Source organism: Fructilactobacillus sp. Tb1 (assembly GCF_050500285.1).
GTDB lineage: Bacteria > Bacillota > Bacilli > Lactobacillales > Lactobacillaceae > Fructilactobacillus.
In genome coordinates this window covers 1,024,259-1,040,539 of sequence record NZ_CP191377.1, presented here as the reverse complement: position 1 = coordinate 1,040,539, position 16,281 = coordinate 1,024,259, and the positions used below count along the sequence as shown (strand labels likewise).

Below are 16,281 nucleotides of genomic sequence, written 5' to 3'. Positions count from 1 at the left end.
TTGTATCAGACTTACGTTGATTACAAACTGTAGCAAATTTCAAAAACTATTATCATTATGATAGCTAAAGAGTATTATTGATATCAATATATACCTATATCAACATTATTTATATAAATATATTTTTACTTAAAAAGGAGTTTTTGTTATGGACAAGCACGTTTCTAGATTTATAAATATAAAGTCAATTTTAGATATTATCAATACTGGAAATAATGATTTATTAAAATCTTTATTTAACTCGTATGATAACTCTTTTTCAAAAAAGACAAATAAGCAGCGAAACATAATCAAAGATAGTGAAAAAAATGACTTATCAAAATTAATTAAGTTAATTGTCAATAACGGTATTAGTCCAATGTTTGATGGATATCTATTAAACTACACTTTTTATAATGGCATTAGAGAAGAATTTGATATTCTTCGATTTGGTAGTGAAAATGTCTTAAATATTGAATTAAAAAGAGAAAAACCAAAAGAAGATATAAAAAATCAGCTAATAAGACATAAACGTTTATTGAATTTAATGAACAATGATTCTAGCCAAATTAAAGCTATTAATCTATTTACATATGTTTCTTCCTCAAATACGATATGGAAATTAAATAATAAAAATGAGTTACAAGTGTCTAATATTAATGAGCTTATTAATTGCATAGATGAAAAATGGATTAGGTATAATCCACTAAATGATTTAGATATGACTAATTTAATTATCTCACCTTACTCAGAGCCTGAAAAATTCATCCAACATAAATATTTTCTCACATCAAACCAAGCCAAAATATCAAAAGAAATTTCAAATTGTAAGTCACATTCAATTTGTTTAACTGGAGGACCAGGTTCCGGGAAAACATTAGTACTATTTGACTATGCTAAAAAAGAAACTTCAAAAGGAAAAAAAGTTTTATTTATAATATGTTCTCCATTAAAGAGTAGTGAAGATGCACATTTAAGTTCTATTCTAGGATTAGATGTTAAATCTATAAAAAATGCCTTCCCATATAATCCAGGTAATAGACGAAATTATAACTATTTAAGCAAATATGATGTAATTATTATTGACGAGGCTCAGCGAATTTATGAAAGTCAATTAAATATCATTTTATCAATTGAAAACTCTAAAAAAATATTTTCATGTGATCAACGACAAACATTTCATCCTAGAGAAAATAAATTAAATGTAACAAAGATATTAAATGATAACGGGTCAATTGTTTTTAAATTATCAGAAAAAATAAGAAGTGATCCTGCGATGTCTTCTTTTATTCAAAAATTTTTAAATCTAAGGGTAAAAAAAATACAACCATTTGATTATGAAAACGTAGATGCTATATTTTTTGATAATATTGATGAAGCAAGAAAATATATGCAATATATGGAGTCTTTATACAATTTCCAAATAATAGAGTTAACTGAGTATAGAACAAAATCAAGTAACATATTAAAAAGAAAAAATATAATGGATTCATCAATTTCAACTCATGAATCGATTGGAAAAGAATTTGATAATGTTATAATACCCATCGACCAATATTTTGAATATGATAATAACGCAAAACTAAGTTCAACATATGGCTACTATCCATATAATGAAGATAGACTAGTATTTGAAGGGTTAACAAGAGTTAGAAAAAGATTATTGCTAGTTGTAATTGACAATCCTAAAATATTTAAAACAATTTTAGAAATATTATCTTGGAAAAATGATAAATTATTGGAACAATAATAATTAAACACAAAAAAAGGCCGACATCAGCAGATATCGACCTTTTCCTTTACCTAAACAACCTAGGCAGCTTTATCAGTTTTCTTACTATCATCAAAAATGGTGTAGTTACGATGGTCCAGATAACGGGCACCCACTGGAGTAACATACTGCTTAATCCCATCTTTTTGAAACATTTCCAAAGCGGAAATTCGTTCCATTAATGATTTTGCGTTTGCTTCCGTTAAATCTTGGTTTGCGTAATTGAATCTCATAGTACGAACTTTGTGTTGTTCTGATTTAAAAACGAATTCTAATACCTTCATATGCTAATCTCCTCTTATTCTGCGACTACGGCTGCGTTAGTTACGACTACTTTATCAAATGCTTCTCCAGAAACTTCTGCCAAGATAGCACCAAATTTAGCGAGTTGTTCGTCGGATACGTTTTCAATTAAGTTCAAATAATTTACTTTACGTCCCTTGAGATGTTCTTCGCCGACCATTGTGTATGTTGCAGTAGTTTTTAACCAGTTCTTTTTCATTTCTTTTCTCCTCTTTGTAGGTAAGTTTTCTATTTTGTAATCAGTTGGCCAACCCTTACATGTATTAGTAACGAATCAGCTCGACTGTGTGTTACCCCAAATTGGTTTTATTTTCGTTTTAATTTTATTGCGCCACACGTAGAGTGTTTTTCGCGAGACTTGGAGTTCTTCTGCCAGTTGCGACATCGTCTTACTTTCCAGATATAAACCGCGCATTAGAATGCGTTCTTTTTCATTCAACACTTCCATGATTTTTTCAAAAATGATGTTCGTTTCAACATCATCTGAAGCCCCATCATTAAATGATAAATTGGTTAGTAGGTCTACCCCCCCCCCCCCGCAAAATCGTTGTATTGACGCGGGTTTGACGGCGTAATCGATCTAACATCCGCCATTTTACAGACTGATAAATATAACTCAACATTTGTTTTTCGTTGCTCCGGTCATCGGGATATTTTTCGTACGCTGCGATAAATTCTAACCGTCCATCTTGAACTAAATCCTGATAATGGGCATGCCACGGTCTGACGTTTAACCGTTTTAAAACGCCAAAGACGACAACTTCATGATCACCTTCTAACAAAAAGTCAAAGGCTTGTTTTGTGATTTCTGTTTCCAAATAAAAAATCTCCTGTCTGATAGTTTCTGACAAGAGATACGCAAAATTAACTTATTTGATTTTAAATTGTGTGATATTTGTTTATTTTTTAGTAATTGCTGCGTCAACGTAACCTAATAAGAAGAGGAATTTAGCATCGTCTAAATCAGGTGAAACAGTTACCGCACCAACTTGGACTTGTGACTTAGTTTCATCCTTTTCGTCCTTCTTAACATCGAGTTCAATATTAAGTTCGATTTTAGCAGGTAAGGCACCCAGTTGAACGTTATCAGCTTTAGAGACAATCATAGAGAATTCTTTGTCACCAATGTGATCCATGATTTTCTTAACTTGTTGGGTAATGAAGTGTTTCCAGAAGTTCACGAATTCGGCGCGGCCTTCATCAGTTTCTACGTTAAATGGTCCAGTAACGGCAATTTGACCGTCACTAATTTCAATGTTTAAGTTCATAATTATTGCTCCTTTGTCTTTTCCTACATTATAACAACCTCTTTTCAATAGATAAACAATGCTGATTGGAGAAATTTGTATTAAAATTAGAGTAAACCCTAAAGGAGCGTTTTATTATGACTGAACAAAGAGAAAGCTTATTAGATCGTTTTTTACGTTACGTTAAAGTAAATACTCGTTCTAACGAAAATTCAGAAACTATCCCTTCTGATCCAAAAGAAGTCATGTTTTTGAATGATTTAAAGAAAGAATTAACTGCCATGGGCATGCAAAACGTCCGGACTGAAAAAGACGGTTACGTGTTTGCTGACCTACCCGCTAATGACGACAAGCAACGGGCCAAAATTGGTTTCATTTCCCATGTTGATACTGCTGATTTCAATTCAGAAAATATCAATCCCCAAATCGTGAAAGATTACGATGGTAAATCAGTTATCAAATTGGACAAAGATGGTAAATATACCCTTGATCCTAAAGTCTTTCCTAGTTTGACTAAATACAACGGTCAAACTTTGATTACCACTGATGGTTCAACTTTACTTGGTGCCGATGACAAATCTGGAGTATCTGAAATTATGACTACTCTTCAATACTTATTTGACCATCCTGAAATTAAGCATGGTGAAATTGTGGTTGGTTTTGGTCCTGATGAAGAAATTGGAACTGGTGCTGATCACTTTGACACCAAAGATTTTGGGGCTGAATATGCCTACACTGTTGATGGTGGTTCATTAGGTGAACTTCAATATGAAACCTTTAATGCCGCTGCTGCTCACGTCCACTTTAACGGGACTAACGTGCATCCTGCTGAGGCTAAAGATGTCATGGTAAATGCTGCCCAATTAGCAATGGATTTCCATGAATCATTACCTGACGACGAACGTCCTGAAAAAACTGACGGACGTGATGGTTTCTACATGTTAACTGACATGGCTGGTACTCCTGATGCAGCTGATTTAAACTACATCATTCGTGACTTTGACCATGATAACTTCGAACACCGGAAAGCTGTTATCAAAGACTTAGCCGCTAAATTCAACCAAGAATATGGTGATGGTCGCGTAGAAATCAACGTTAGTGACCAATACTACAACATGGGTGACGTCTTAAAAGATGACTTAACTCCCGTTGAATTAGTAGAATCAGCTATGAAAGAAGTTGGCATTACACCAAATGTCTTCCCCGTTCGTGGTGGAACTGATGGTTCTAAGATTTCCTTCTTAGGTACACCAACTCCTAACATTTTTGCTGGTCCCGAAAACATGCATGGTCGTTTTGAATATGTTTCTTTACAAACGATGCAAAAAGCCGTTGACTTGTTAGTTCAAATCATCAAAGATGTGCCAGTTGAAGATTAATTTAGATATGAAAAAAGCTCTCATCAATTGATGAGGGCTTTTCTGTTGGACTATTTTTCGGCTGGATGAGCTTGAGTTAACTGATGAACTTGCACTTTAGCATCCGCTTGTTTAGCAACATTTTCTGGATCTTCTAAGACACTAACAATCAATTTAGCAACTTGTTGGGCATCTTGTTCGTCAAATCCACGAGTGGTGATAGTTGGACTTCCAACACGAATTCCTTCCATCGTTGTGCCATCTTCTAAAGGCAATAATTCCTTATTAGTAGCGATTCCGACCGTGTAGAGTAATTCAGCTGCTTGTTCTCCAGTTAGACCAGTCGCATTTAAATCAAGAGTCATTTCATGATTTTCCACGGCTCCAGATACTAGCCGAATTTTATCAGCTTGTTTGAAAATTTCACCCATGGCTTTGGCATTTTTTACCACGTTTTGGGCATAAACTTTAAATTCAGGTTGTAAAGCTTCACCGTATGCAATTCCTTTCGCAGCCACTACTTGTTCGAGTGAACCACTTTGCGAGGCTGGGAAAACTCCTTCGTCCAAAGCATCCGCATATTTGGCTTTGGCTAAAATCATTCCTCCCCGAGGTCCCCGTAAAGTTTTATGAGTCGTTGAAGTTACGACATCAGCTTCCAGAACTGGATTAGGATGAACACCCCCGGCGACCAAACCAGCAATATGAGCCATATCAACCATCAAAATGGCATGCACTTCATCAGCAATTTCACGGAACTTGTGCCAATCAATGATATGACTGTAAGCAGATGCTCCGGCAATAATTAATTTAGGTTTTACTTCCAATGCTTGTTTGCGAATCGCATCATAGTCGAGTAATTCAGTCTTAGGATCAACGCCATAGAAATGCGCGTCGTACAGTTGACCAGAAAAGTTATGTGGTTGACCATGAGTAAAATGACCTCCAGCATGTTCACTCATCGCTAAAATAGTATCCCCTGGTTGTAAGAAAGCATTGTAAACGGCTTGATTTGCTTGGGTTCCAGAATGCGGAAAGACGTTGGCGTATTCAGCGTGAAATAATTTTTTGGCACGGTCACGGGTTACATTATCAATTTGATCAATGGCTTCGTTTCCGGTGTAGACCCGTTTGCCGGGATAACCAACCGCATATTTGTTAGTTAATGCGGAACTTTGCACGGCTCTGACAGCAGGTGAGGCAATATTTTCCGATGCGATTAATTCAATGACATTTTCTTGTCGTTCAGTTTCTTCTTGCATTGCGTTCCAAATTTCAGGATCTTGCTTTGAAAAGTCGTACATAATTATTTCCCCCTAAGTATAAAAAAAGACGCCCCTGTACTTTCGTACAAGGGCGTCAGTAACACTGTTCCACCTTATTTTGTAGTAAGCTCGCACTCACTACCTCATCGTCTTAATGCGCATTAAGAATTCTATTAAAAACTGGTAAGCCTTGACTGCCTTCGTTTCATTTGATGGTTTTCCGTTGCACTAAATCGAAAACTCGCTGAACATCAGATTTGAAATTACTACTTTCAAGTTGGCAATATCATAACAAACATTATTTTTCGTTGTCAACTGAAAAAGTACAAGTTTTTAATTACCGATTCCCAGCAATCTTGTCAGCAGCGGCTTCCAGGTCCAATAACATTTTAAAATCAGCGGCCTTAAAATCAGCGACTAAACTAGCACTTTGAGCTTGATATTCGCCTAATTTTCGTCCGGTGATGCTAACAAACTCTAACGTTTTGTCATCGACTGGTTTAACCGAATCATAGTGACCTTCTTCAGCATTATCCAAATAAGCTTGCAATAAATCTTGAATGGTTTGGTAAATTAAATCGTCTTCAGCAACTGGATGTCCTTCTTGTTCCAAAGTTGCCATGCGTTGATGAATTTGTTCCATGGTTTCTGGAATCATTGGTTCATTGTTCATCTCAACACCTCCTAATGTCTTAATTATAACTAATTTATCCGCGATTATGCTAATATTGCTATGAATGCTTGAAAGGAATGTGACAGATGAAAATTGCAATTATTGGAGCCGGCCCTCGTGGCTTAATGATGCTCCAAAGTTTACTAAAAAATTTACCGCAACCAGCTGAAATCGCCCTTTATGATCCTTACCCAATTGGGGGAAAAGTTTGGCAAACAAACCAGTCTTTGGACTACTTAATGAATTCAACGGCCCAATTAATTACGTTATTTAATGACTTGGATCAAGATGAATTAACTGGTCCCACACTGTACGACTGGGCTAAAAGTCCGGCTGCTAAACAATTTATTAAGCAACAAAAATATGCCAATGACTTTGCATTAGTTTGTGAGCAACTTCAGGCTAATGATTTTGCCCCACGAGCTTTATTTGGAGTTTATTGTCAGTGGTTTTATCATGAATTACGCAACCATCAGTCAACTGAAATTAAGATTAATTTTATCAACGATGAAGTAGTTAACGTTGATAAAAATGAGCAACAATATAATTTAAGCACTAACCAAACTAGTCAAACTTATGACGCTTTAATTATCAGTACTGGTACAAGCGCTAATCGCTTAAGTGATGATCAAGAATCGCTCACTAATTATGCCGCCAAATATGATTTAACCTATCTTGCTCCTGGATACGTGACTGATGCTAATTTAGCCCCAATTACGGCAGATCAAACTGTCTTACTCCGTGGCATGGGTTTGAATTTCTTTGATTACTTGGCAGCATTCACCACGGGACGTGGTGGTAAGTTTGTCCGGAATGCAAATGGTGAATTGGATTATCAAGCAAGTGGCCAAGAGCCTCATTTAGTCGCTGGTTCGCGTCGCGGAGTGCCTTATTATCCTAAGACTTCCAATGAATTGCCAGTTGGGCATCATTTGCCACTATATTTCATGAACTGGAACCAAATCAACGCTAACTTAGTGGATGGAAAATTGCCTTATGCCAAATTTTTCGCCCTCTTTCAGGCTGAAATCGAAAATCGTTACTACCAATTACTCATCAACTTGAAATATCCGAAGTTAAATGCAAAAGACTTTTGTCAGGAATTTGTTGCTAGTAAAGATCACAAGGCCACCATTCAAAAATACAACTTTGCTGAGGATGATATTTTGGATTGGAATTTACTCGCTAATCCGGTGGCTGGCATTAGCATTACTACGACGGCTGCTTATCAAAAAATATTGCTTCAATGGATTGAATTGATTACGAATGATGCCAAACTTGGTTCATTACATGCTCCCATTACCGGCGCTCTTACCATTTTTGTGGATATGCGTACTACCATTCAAAAATTAGTGGTCGACCATTACTTCACTAACACAGAATATCTCCAAAAATTTCTTGGTGAATTTAGTCCGTTCACTGGTTTTCTCACTTCCGGTCCACCCACAGAACGTTACGAACAATTAATTGCTTTAATGAAAGCCGGAATTGTCACAATTGTGCCCCCACAATTACAAGTAATGGGCGCTAATCATCATTTCATCGCTCGTTCGCATTTTTATCCTGGAGAAATCTTTACTTGTGATGCGATGATTGAAGCCCGTTTACCAAAACCCGATTTACGCATTACTGAAGATCCAGTTTTAACAACCATGCACCAAGAAAAACTAATCAACAATTATGCTTTTCAAGTCCCAGATGGTAACTATCCAATTGGAGCCATCGCTGTGTCAGCCGATTACAATGTTAACCAGCAAAATCTCTACTTCTGGGGTTTACCAATTACTGGCTTAGAATGGATGACGACCACCCTTCCCCATGCGTTATCTCATGACCGGAACTTTGTCATTTCTGATAAAATTGCTCAGCTAATTGCTCGTCATTAATTCAAAGTTTACGAAAAGTAGTTTATAATTAAATTAATCAAACTTTTTGGAGGCACAACTATGGCTTACATCGATGAAGAATTCAGTAACTTAGCTACTGATCTAATCAAGTACCAAGAAAAACATGACATTGACGACAACTCAATGGCCGTTAATCTTATGATGAGTGTGGAACGTTACCACGCTATCAAGAGTATGTGGGAAAAACCTACTGAAGCTGAAGTTAAGAATATCAAAGATTTCTTAGTTCACAACAAATAATTTGTAATGAAAAAGTTCCGTAGAAAATTAATTCTACGGAACTTTTTTTAGTTATTTTTCTAAAATGAAAGGGTTGAAAAGATGATTTCCAACCCTTAATATGTGATGTTACATACCGGTACGCACCCATTATAACAGGTATTAGCGGGAATTAAATGTTTTTTACGATTAATTTACCCTTTGTATGACCCTTTGCCAATTTTTGATAGGCTTTTGCAACGTCCTCAAATTGATAAACTGAATCAATAATTGGCGTTAATTGGTGCTGTTCCACCATCGTCGTGAGCATTTGTAATTGCTGCCCACTTGCATGCATCAGTAAGAAATCATATTGGACATCCGCTTTTTTAGCTAATCGAGTTAACTTATGACTCGCCAATCCAAATAACAGTGATTTAGCCAAACTAAAACCATGCGTTCGTCCAAATTTATAATCTGGCAAGCCGTTAATGGTGATTAATTTAGCCCCTGGTTTCAAAATCTTAAAACTATCAGCTAAATATTTTCCGCCCAAAGTATCAAAAGCCAAATCATAATTTTGTAAAACATCTGCGAAATAATCAGTTTGATAATTAATTACTTGATCAGCACCTAATTCACGCACTAACTTCACGTTGGCTGAACTAGCCGTGGTAGCCACATAGGCTCCTAATGCTTTGGCAATTTGAATCGCAATCGTGCCAATTCCCCCAGCTCCAGCTTGAATAAACACTTTTTGGCCTGGTTGTACGTGACCTAATTCTATTAGTGCTTGATAACTAGTTAACCCTGTCAAAGGAATTCCACTAGCAGATACATAATCGAGATCAGCTGGCATATGTGCAATTTGGTTAATGGGCAAGGAAATCATTTCCGTTAGCGTTCCAGTGTATGCATGCGATGGTCTGGCATAAACCCGATCACCAACTTTAAAATCAGTGACCTGATTACCAATTTTCATCACCTCACCAGCTAATTCATTGCCCATAGTAAGCGGTAAGTGATAGTGCATTAAAATTTTCATTTTTCCCGCTTGAATTTTCAAATCAACTGGATTGAGTCCAGCAGCTTTAATCTTGATTAATACTTCGTTTGCTTGAGGTTTCGGTTGAACAATTTCTTGAAATTTGGCGGGATGATGGTATTTATTAAATTGATAAGCTTTCATCGTTCCTCCTACATGAATTTCGGAATTATTTTATCCATTAACCACGTTGGTAAAATGGCATTCATCCATACTGTTGGTTTTGCCATAAACCCAATTAAATAACGTGCTTTGGGATGACGACTTGCAATCGCTTTTTGAATGGTTTTGGCGATTAAAACTGGTTGCGAAGCTAACTTAGAGGCGTAGATTTTATCCATCTTTTGTTTCATCTCAGCCGCTTGTTTAGCATAATCAGTTCCTTGAGATGCTTCTTGTAAATGTTTCATCGCAATGCCTTCCCAGGAACTTTTAATGACTCCGGGTTCAATCAAAACGACTTCGATTCCAAAGCGTTTCATTTCCATGCGAAGTGAATCTGATAAAGTTTCCACGGTGTGTTTTGAGGCAAAATACCACCCCGCCATTGGGCTACTAAAGCGTCCAGCCATAGAAGAAATATTGATAATTTCTCCTTGCTGCCGTTGTTTCATGGAAGGTAACACTAATTTAGTCAATTCAACCAAACCAAATACATTTACTTCAAATTGACGCTTAGCTTCTGTTTCAGACACATTTTCAAGTGCGCCAAAAGATCCATAACCAGCGGCATTAACTAATACATCAATCTTTCCAGCTTGTTTAAGTACCTGCTGAACTCCTTGTTTTCGTGATTCAGCATCAGTCACATCCATCACAATTGGAGTAACTCCAAATTGTTTCAAGGGCTCCATTTTTTCAACATGACGGGCAGCACCAAACACTTGATATCCTGCTTTGGCTAAGCGTTCAGCCGTTTGATATCCCATTCCAGAACTAGCACCAGTAATTAAAATTGTTTTCATTTTTTTGCTCCTTGATTGCTTAATTTATGTAACACGTGTATCTTATTATACATATAGGACGTTATCAAGGGATATGCCGTCCCTTCTGTAACTTAAGTAACAGATTAGAAAAAGTGGGTATTATTATGACCGATCGTCGCATTTTAAAAACCAAAAAAGCCATTAAACAGAGTTTTCTAGAACTATTAAAAACCCAACCAGATTTTGATCATATCACCGTAAAAATGATTTGTGATCAAGCTGATATTGGACGCAAAACTTTTTATGCGCATTATCAAGATAAATTTGACTTAATGGATGAATTTTTAGACCAGTATTTAGCCGAACTAGAGGTTCATTGTGCTAATGTTGACCCCAACCAAATTAAAAAGAATGCGGAAATCTGGGTACATTTTTTTATGCAACATCGGCATTTTTTTCAAATTCTGTGGCGGAGTAGTGATACTTATCAGTTTAGAAATAAGCTCAATCAATTTACTCGGCAACAATTTTTACCTAAAATAACCTCTAAAAATCCGTACTTATTAGATTTTATTGCTTTTGGCGTCGATGGCATTATCGAACAAGTCGTTTTGAGTAATCATGCAATTGATGAAGCCAAAATTGTTACCAACATGACTGAAATCTTATTAATTAACTTGAAGCATTAACTATTCCTTTCACAATCAGGCAGTTAAGTTTAAAATAGGACTAACGAATAAGTTTAAATTATTGGAGAATACATATGAAGAAAATTTTATTATTATCAACTGTCACCATGGCTTTATTTAGCTTAACTGCTTGTTCAAATACGCCTAAAAAGCCCAATACTGATAAAAAAGCTAAAACGGAAAAAGTTGAGAAAAAAGCCAAAAAGACTCCAACTAAGACTACCTCTGATAATGCTACTAGTAACTCATCAGATACTAACTCAGGTAGTTCAACTAATTCTAATAGCTCAAATAACGGTAGTAACCAATCTAGTTCTCAAACTAAGCAAAGTAAAACTACTACCACTAATTCTCAAGGCAAACAAACCACAAAAAATACTAGCAAAACCACCACTACCCCAACTAGTACCACTAATAGTGTTCCATCTACGACTGGAACAACTACTACTTCTACTACGGGTACTGCTCCAGCAGCTAGTACTTCTAGCACCACCACTTCAACTACTGATAACTCAAATGCAAACTTGGACGTTTACACTAATCCCCAAGAATACGCTAATCGTTGGAACTAATTATGTAACCACATACAAAAAGCTCGATGAATTTAAAATTCATCGAGCTTTTTTATTTCCAACCATCAGTGGTTAAGTTCATATCTCGTTTTAACATTTTAGAAACATAAGGATTACCAGCAACATAGAATCGATATGGCTTTTCGCTCCAAGATCCTTGTGTGCTGACCCCAATTCTGCCAGTAGATATGATTCTTTCAGGGGTTTTACTATGAACGAGGTCGATATCAAGGTTGGTATCGCCAAACTCCAAAAGATTCATATCTTTGTTAGTAATGCCTAATGCTTCCATCAATTTGCCAGGACCGTTCGTCAAATCAAAGCCGTGCCGGGCTCGATTGGCTTCCATCAGTTCAAGTCCTTGAACCGGTTGAATCGCACGAATCAAAATACCTTCAGGGATATCTTTTGCTCGTGTGGCAACATCCAAACATAAACGGGAATGAATTGAATAAATATATACTGTTCCAGGAACTCCGTACAAAGCTTCATTTGAAGGAGTCCGTCTACCATTATAAGCATGAGCCGTCGTATCTTTAGTTCCAAGGTAAGCCTCAATTTCAACGATATAGCCACTCATTATTCCTGCCGGTGAATGATAAACCAACAACTTACCTAATAATTTTTTTGAGATTTCATCAGTTGTTCCATCACTAAAAAATTTCCTCAGTTGTTCTGACACAATAATTACCTCTTAACGAACTACGATTACAGAAATTTTGGCACGTTTAGCCAATTTAACACTAATACTGTAGAAATGGTGTTCACCATCTTTATCAGCACCACAAACTAGTAAATCTGGTTTGTAATCAGGAATGATAGTATCGAGAATTTGATCATCGATATCTCCACCTTCACTAGCAATAGCAGAAACGTTTTCAATACCGAATTCTTGGGCAGCAGTAACATATTTGTTAATAACTGCGTTCAATGCGGCACGCTTCTCGTCTAATTTCTTCGGTGTTAAAGAATCGTAGATGTTAATATCATCACCCTCTAATACCGAACAGATTCCGAGATCAGCGCCGAATTCTTTAGCTTGGGTAACCGCATAGCTTAATGCTTTTTGGTTAGCTTCAGGATCATCAGCATCGATTGTTAATAAAATTCGTTTGAAGATTGTTGGTTGTACAGTTGTCATAATTTTCACCTCCAGTGACTATCATAATAATATCATAAGAATTTGTTAAAAGCCTCACTTTTTGTAAAATATACAAAAAGAGACCCTCAAAATGAGGATCTCTCAGAGATTAATATTGTTGACTATTAGTATCAGAAGAACGATTCAAGCGGGCAGCCATTCGTTTAGCACGAATTCGTTGCATCTTTTCTTTCTTCTTTTCAATTCTCAAATCATCCAAACCTTTGGCTTTAAGCAAGATTCCTTCATCGTTTTTCACCATGTGGTAAATCGAGCATAAAATCATGATACAGACAAACATTAATGGGAATCCAGAGATCGCACAGAAAGTTTCAACGGTGTTGAATCCTCCAACGACCACAATCCCAAATGAGAATAACACGAAAATGATCACCCAAGTCATTCGGTTAACTTGACTAGGTTCTTGGTTATCTTTCAACTTCAAACTAGTAAATGATGAAACGATGTAAGCAGAAGATGAAATGGTAGTGGCCAAGAAAATAAAACATGAAATTGTATAAACAATAAACACGATTGTTCTACATGGCAAACTTGATAAGACGGCAGTAATAACTGCTTCTTGACCCTTAGTATTTAAGATATGTACTAAGTTAATGGTTCCAGTTTTTTGTAACCAAAGTGAATAACCACCTAAGATGGCGTAGAAACTAGCACAACCAGCAGAACCGTATCCAAGCATTCCTAAAAGAATTTGACGAATAGTCCGTCCCTTAGAAATCCGGGCGATAAAGAGTCCCATAACAGGCATGTAGGCTAACCACCAACCCCAGTAGAAGATAACTTCGGAGTTCGCAATATCTGGAGTTCCATTTGGTACGGTATTAGTACTCAATGAAACAAACTTACTAGTTAATAAACCTAAACTATTAGTTTCAGAACTTAAAATGTAGATGGTTGGTCCGACTAAAAGGACGAAAGCTAAGAATAAAATAGCGGTCCAAATATGCATATCACTTAATTTGTCGATTCCACCGTTAAGTCCATGCCAAACTGTCCAGGCAAATATGACGAATAAGACACCAAACAATCCAATTTTAAGCGCCATGTTATCTGGTAAACCAGTCAAACTACTTAAAACGTTTGAAATAATGGGAATTTCCATTCCGACAGAAGAACCTACCCCACCCATGATTCCGAAAACAACTAAGAAATCAACGAGTTGACGTAAAGCATACTTCCATTTTTCGTCACCTTGAAGGAATGTGATTGATTTACTCAATCGTTGCACATGTCCTTTTTTGACGAATAATATGTAACCAATTGCAATGGCGGCTGGTGCGTACATCATCCAGGCCATTGGACCCCAGTCAAATTGACCGAGCATATGTGCGTAATTATAAGCATTTTGTGAAAATGGTTTAAGTCCAAATGGTGGTGCAGAAACATAACGAATCGGATCACTAATACTCAACATTAAGATACTAGCATCAATGGCAGTGGCAAAAACCATGGCACCCCATTGAAGATTGCTATACTCAGGGGTTGAATGTGGATCACCTAACCGAATCGCTCCGTATTTACTGAATAACAACCACATGAAAAATAGGAAGTTAACCACGTAAACCATCATGTAAGCCCAACCCATCTGCTTTGTGATCCAAGCTAAGGCAACCGTTAAGACACCTTGTAAACTTGATCCACCCATGATTAAAACAGCGGAGACGACTGCGAAAATCAGCATCGTCGGAATAAAAACAAACTTATCAATATTAAAATGTTTAAAAATAACTAAAATCCTCCTCAGATTTATTAAAAATTTCTATCAAAAAACACCGTAGAAATGGAACGAATATCGAACCACTTGTACAGTGTTTTATTGTACAAATGCTAAAATTTAAACTTCTCTTAAATTATAGCACTTATAGATTTTATATCATGTTACTTGTCTTGACCGTTATCAATCGTCTTAATAATACGAGCAGGATTCCCGGCAATGCAGACGTTATCACCAAATGATTTAGTAACTACTGCACCAGCACCAACGACGACGTTATCCCCTAAAGTAACTCCAGGAAGGATCGTAACGCCACCACCGAACCACGCATTGTCACCAATTTTAATGGGAGCACCGAGTTCAACATCCGCCACTCGTTCTTTAGCAGTTAGCGGATGAATATTAGTGTAAAGCCCACAGTTAGGGCCAATGTAACAGTTTTTCCCAAATGTAATTGGACAAGAATCCATCAAAGTTAACCGGTAATTGCCAAAGAAGTTATTGCCAATGTGAATATTCCAACCATAATCAAATTGTAAATCAGTTTCGATAAAGAATTCGTCACCTGTATCGGCAAACAAGCCTTTAATCATGGTATTACGTTCCTCATTATCTGGAGTATTGTTAATCTGTTGGAGCATTTTACGAACTAAAATTCGACGCTTAATTAGTTCATGGTCGAATTGATTAAAATCGTCTCCAGCAGTCATTTTTTCACGTTCTGTTGTCATATGTATTCTCCTTACATGTTATCCATGGTTTGATTTAGTAACTCATCGACAAACACGTTTCCCTTGTTGGTCGCATGTCCCTTAGTCCAAGCATATTGAATTTTCGGGAATTTTGCCAATAATTGGTCTAATTGGGCCCAAAGTTCCGCATTTTTTAATTCTCCGGCACTCCGTTTCCAACCACGCCGTTTCCAGCCTTGGATCCAACCTTTTTGAATTGCATTCAACACGTAGCGTGAGTCAGCAACAACTCCGATATTATAATTATTGAAATTATTTTCGTCTAACCACTTCAAAGCTTCGACTAACGCGGTAATTTCCATTTTATTATTGGTCACACCCATTTCTCCAGCAGAATCTGAATGTTGTTTGCCATGAAAATCAATTAAATATGCCCAGGCTGCGGGATCAGTTGATTTAACGTGTCCCCCAGCAACATTCCCGTGATTCCGAGAACCTCCGTCAGTAAAAACAATAATATCTGGCTTTTCGGTCGGTCCTTTTGGGGCTGCGACTGCGTGACTTTTAGTTTTTACGGCACTATCTTTGCCTTGCATAAATTGTTCAGCAGCTGCTTTAGTGGGAAAACTTTTATATCTGGCATTGGGATAACCATCAACTTGGGCTTTGGTATCATTCCAAGTAGTGTAAATTCCTGGTTTTTTCCCGACGCGAACTGCATAAAACTTTTTTGAATTTGCCATGGTTATTCTACCTCTTTAAATTGTTAAAAATTATTTA

20 protein-coding genes are annotated in these 16,281 nt (G+C 36.7%); 6 read left to right on the top strand and 14 right to left on the bottom strand.

The annotated features are described in order from the left end of the window. The first annotated feature begins 148 nt into the window (after positions 1-148). A complete protein-coding gene (locus ACQW5G_RS05375) occupies positions 149-1,729 on the top strand; it encodes a DNA/RNA helicase domain-containing protein (RefSeq protein WP_429970438.1) in 1,581 nt (526 codons plus the stop codon). A 62-nt stretch (positions 1,730-1,791) separates the two neighbouring features. On the opposite strand, the gene ACQW5G_RS05370 is transcribed toward ACQW5G_RS05375, so the two are convergent. The 5 genes from ACQW5G_RS05370 to ACQW5G_RS05350 all read right to left on the bottom strand — a co-directional run bounded on the left by ACQW5G_RS05370 (position 1,792) and on the right by ACQW5G_RS05350 (position 3,321). Continuing rightward, positions 1,792-2,034 (bottom strand): DUF2922 domain-containing protein, encoded by a 243-nt coding sequence (locus ACQW5G_RS05370; protein ID WP_429970437.1) that lies wholly within the window; start codon positions 2,032-2,034, stop codon positions 1,792-1,794. A 14-nt stretch (positions 2,035-2,048) separates the two neighbouring features. Continuing rightward, a complete protein-coding gene (locus ACQW5G_RS05365; RefSeq protein WP_429970436.1) occupies positions 2,049-2,252 on the bottom strand; it encodes a hypothetical protein in 204 nt (67 codons plus the stop codon). 75 nt (positions 2,253-2,327) lie between these two features. After that, positions 2,328-2,501: a hypothetical protein gene (locus tag ACQW5G_RS05360; protein ID WP_429970435.1), complete on the bottom strand. Its 174-nt coding sequence runs from the start codon at positions 2,499-2,501 to the stop codon at positions 2,328-2,330. 49 nt (positions 2,502-2,550) lie between these two features. Continuing rightward, positions 2,551-2,871, bottom strand: a complete 321-nt coding sequence (locus ACQW5G_RS05355) for a sigma factor (protein ID WP_429970434.1) — start codon at positions 2,869-2,871, stop codon at positions 2,551-2,553. A gap of 81 nt (positions 2,872-2,952) precedes the next feature. Beyond that, entirely contained in the window at positions 2,953-3,321 is a 369-nt protein-coding gene (locus ACQW5G_RS05350; protein WP_429970433.1) for a hypothetical protein, read from the bottom strand. 116 nt (positions 3,322-3,437) lie between these two features. Between ACQW5G_RS05350 and pepT the strand changes: the two genes are divergently transcribed. Continuing rightward, positions 3,438-4,679, top strand: coding sequence for a peptidase T (gene pepT / locus ACQW5G_RS05345; protein ID WP_429970432.1), 1,242 nt, complete (start codon positions 3,438-3,440; stop codon positions 4,677-4,679). Positions 4,680-4,729: 50 nt separating this feature from the next. Here the strand turns inward: pepT and glyA are convergent, their stop codons facing one another. Both glyA and ACQW5G_RS05335 read right to left on the bottom strand, forming a co-directional pair. Further along, positions 4,730-5,962, bottom strand: coding sequence for a serine hydroxymethyltransferase (glyA, locus tag ACQW5G_RS05340; RefSeq protein ID WP_429970431.1), 1,233 nt, complete (start codon positions 5,960-5,962; stop codon positions 4,730-4,732). Between the two features lie 298 nt (positions 5,963-6,260). Beyond that, a complete protein-coding gene (locus ACQW5G_RS05335) occupies positions 6,261-6,596 on the bottom strand; it encodes a hypothetical protein (RefSeq protein WP_429970430.1) in 336 nt (111 codons plus the stop codon). An 86-nt stretch (positions 6,597-6,682) separates the two neighbouring features. Between ACQW5G_RS05335 and ACQW5G_RS05330 the strand changes: the two genes are divergently transcribed. Continuing rightward, positions 6,683-8,482, top strand: a complete 1,800-nt coding sequence (locus tag ACQW5G_RS05330) for an FAD/NAD(P)-binding protein (RefSeq protein WP_429970429.1) — start codon at positions 6,683-6,685, stop codon at positions 8,480-8,482. A gap of 60 nt (positions 8,483-8,542) precedes the next feature. Further along, positions 8,543-8,743, top strand: coding sequence for an LBP_cg2779 family protein (locus tag ACQW5G_RS05325; protein WP_429970428.1), 201 nt, complete (start codon positions 8,543-8,545; stop codon positions 8,741-8,743). A 151-nt stretch (positions 8,744-8,894) separates the two neighbouring features. On the opposite strand, the gene ACQW5G_RS05320 is transcribed toward ACQW5G_RS05325, so the two are convergent. Together ACQW5G_RS05320 and ACQW5G_RS05315 are read right to left on the bottom strand one after the other, a co-directional pair. Beyond that, a complete protein-coding gene (locus tag ACQW5G_RS05320) occupies positions 8,895-9,890 on the bottom strand; it encodes an NADP-dependent oxidoreductase (protein ID WP_429970427.1) in 996 nt (331 codons plus the stop codon). A gap of 8 nt (positions 9,891-9,898) precedes the next feature. Further along, positions 9,899-10,711 carry an oxidoreductase gene (locus tag ACQW5G_RS05315; protein ID WP_429970426.1) on the bottom strand — a complete coding sequence of 271 codons (813 nt, stop codon included), beginning with the start codon at positions 10,709-10,711 and terminating at the stop codon, positions 9,899-9,901. A 125-nt stretch (positions 10,712-10,836) separates the two neighbouring features. Between ACQW5G_RS05315 and ACQW5G_RS05310 the strand changes: the two genes are divergently transcribed. Further along, positions 10,837-11,361, top strand: coding sequence for a TetR-like C-terminal domain-containing protein (locus ACQW5G_RS05310; protein WP_429970425.1), 525 nt, complete (start codon positions 10,837-10,839; stop codon positions 11,359-11,361). A 74-nt stretch (positions 11,362-11,435) separates the two neighbouring features. Further along, positions 11,436-11,933 carry a hypothetical protein gene (locus ACQW5G_RS05305; protein WP_429970424.1) on the top strand — a complete coding sequence of 166 codons (498 nt, stop codon included), beginning with the start codon at positions 11,436-11,438 and terminating at the stop codon, positions 11,931-11,933. Positions 11,934-11,985: 52 nt separating this feature from the next. Here the strand turns inward: ACQW5G_RS05305 and ACQW5G_RS05300 are convergent, their stop codons facing one another. From ACQW5G_RS05300 to ACQW5G_RS05280, 5 genes are all read right to left on the bottom strand, one after another. Then, positions 11,986-12,615, bottom strand: a complete 630-nt coding sequence (locus ACQW5G_RS05300) for a DNA-3-methyladenine glycosylase (protein WP_429970423.1) — start codon at positions 12,613-12,615, stop codon at positions 11,986-11,988. 12 nt (positions 12,616-12,627) lie between these two features. Next, the gene (locus tag ACQW5G_RS05295) at positions 12,628-13,074 is read right to left on the bottom strand and encodes a universal stress protein (RefSeq protein WP_429970422.1); all 447 of its coding nucleotides are present in this window, start codon (positions 13,072-13,074) and stop codon (positions 12,628-12,630) included. A gap of 109 nt (positions 13,075-13,183) precedes the next feature. Continuing rightward, positions 13,184-14,785 (bottom strand): BCCT family transporter, encoded by a 1,602-nt coding sequence (locus tag ACQW5G_RS05290; protein WP_429971889.1) that lies wholly within the window; start codon positions 14,783-14,785, stop codon positions 13,184-13,186. Positions 14,786-14,973: 188 nt separating this feature from the next. After that, positions 14,974-15,540: a sugar O-acetyltransferase gene (locus ACQW5G_RS05285; protein ID WP_429970421.1), complete on the bottom strand. Its 567-nt coding sequence runs from the start codon at positions 15,538-15,540 to the stop codon at positions 14,974-14,976. A gap of 11 nt (positions 15,541-15,551) precedes the next feature. Then, the gene (locus ACQW5G_RS05280; protein WP_429970420.1) at positions 15,552-16,244 is read right to left on the bottom strand and encodes a ribonuclease H family protein; all 693 of its coding nucleotides are present in this window, start codon (positions 16,242-16,244) and stop codon (positions 15,552-15,554) included. Positions 16,245-16,281 lie beyond the last annotated feature (37 nt).

Excerpts from the sequence above, each read along its gene's own strand:
- ACQW5G_RS05360 (WP_429970435.1), bottom strand. The coding sequence starts at position 2,501 with ATGGAAGTGTTGAATGAAAAAGAACGCATTCTAATGCGCGGTTTATAT.
- ACQW5G_RS05375 (WP_429970438.1), top strand. The coding sequence starts at position 149 with ATGGACAAGCACGTTTCTAGATTTATAAATATAAAGTCAATTTTAGAT.
- glyA (WP_429970431.1), bottom strand. The coding sequence starts at position 5,962 with ATGTACGACTTTTCAAAGCAAGATCCTGAAATTTGGAACGCAATGCAA.
- ACQW5G_RS05310 (WP_429970425.1), top strand. The coding sequence starts at position 10,837 with ATGACCGATCGTCGCATTTTAAAAACCAAAAAAGCCATTAAACAGAGT.
- pepT (WP_429970432.1), top strand. The coding sequence starts at position 3,438 with ATGACTGAACAAAGAGAAAGCTTATTAGATCGTTTTTTACGTTACGTT.
- ACQW5G_RS05280 (WP_429970420.1), bottom strand. The coding sequence starts at position 16,244 with ATGGCAAATTCAAAAAAGTTTTATGCAGTTCGCGTCGGGAAAAAACCA.
- ACQW5G_RS05295 (WP_429970422.1), bottom strand. The coding sequence starts at position 13,074 with ATGACAACTGTACAACCAACAATCTTCAAACGAATTTTATTAACAATC.
- ACQW5G_RS05320 (WP_429970427.1), bottom strand. The coding sequence starts at position 9,890 with ATGAAAGCTTATCAATTTAATAAATACCATCATCCCGCCAAATTTCAA.
- ACQW5G_RS05325 (WP_429970428.1), top strand. The coding sequence starts at position 8,543 with ATGGCTTACATCGATGAAGAATTCAGTAACTTAGCTACTGATCTAATC.
- ACQW5G_RS05335 (WP_429970430.1), bottom strand. The coding sequence starts at position 6,596 with ATGAACAATGAACCAATGATTCCAGAAACCATGGAACAAATTCATCAA.
- ACQW5G_RS05370 (WP_429970437.1), bottom strand. The coding sequence starts at position 2,034 with ATGAAGGTATTAGAATTCGTTTTTAAATCAGAACAACACAAAGTTCGT.
- ACQW5G_RS05305 (WP_429970424.1), top strand. The coding sequence starts at position 11,436 with ATGAAGAAAATTTTATTATTATCAACTGTCACCATGGCTTTATTTAGC.
- ACQW5G_RS05315 (WP_429970426.1), bottom strand. The coding sequence starts at position 10,711 with ATGAAAACAATTTTAATTACTGGTGCTAGTTCTGGAATGGGATATCAA.
- ACQW5G_RS05365 (WP_429970436.1), bottom strand. The coding sequence starts at position 2,252 with ATGAAAAAGAACTGGTTAAAAACTACTGCAACATACACAATGGTCGGC.
- ACQW5G_RS05330 (WP_429970429.1), top strand. The coding sequence starts at position 6,683 with ATGAAAATTGCAATTATTGGAGCCGGCCCTCGTGGCTTAATGATGCTC.
- ACQW5G_RS05285 (WP_429970421.1), bottom strand. The coding sequence starts at position 15,540 with ATGACAACAGAACGTGAAAAAATGACTGCTGGAGACGATTTTAATCAA.
- ACQW5G_RS05350 (WP_429970433.1), bottom strand. The coding sequence starts at position 3,321 with ATGAACTTAAACATTGAAATTAGTGACGGTCAAATTGCCGTTACTGGA.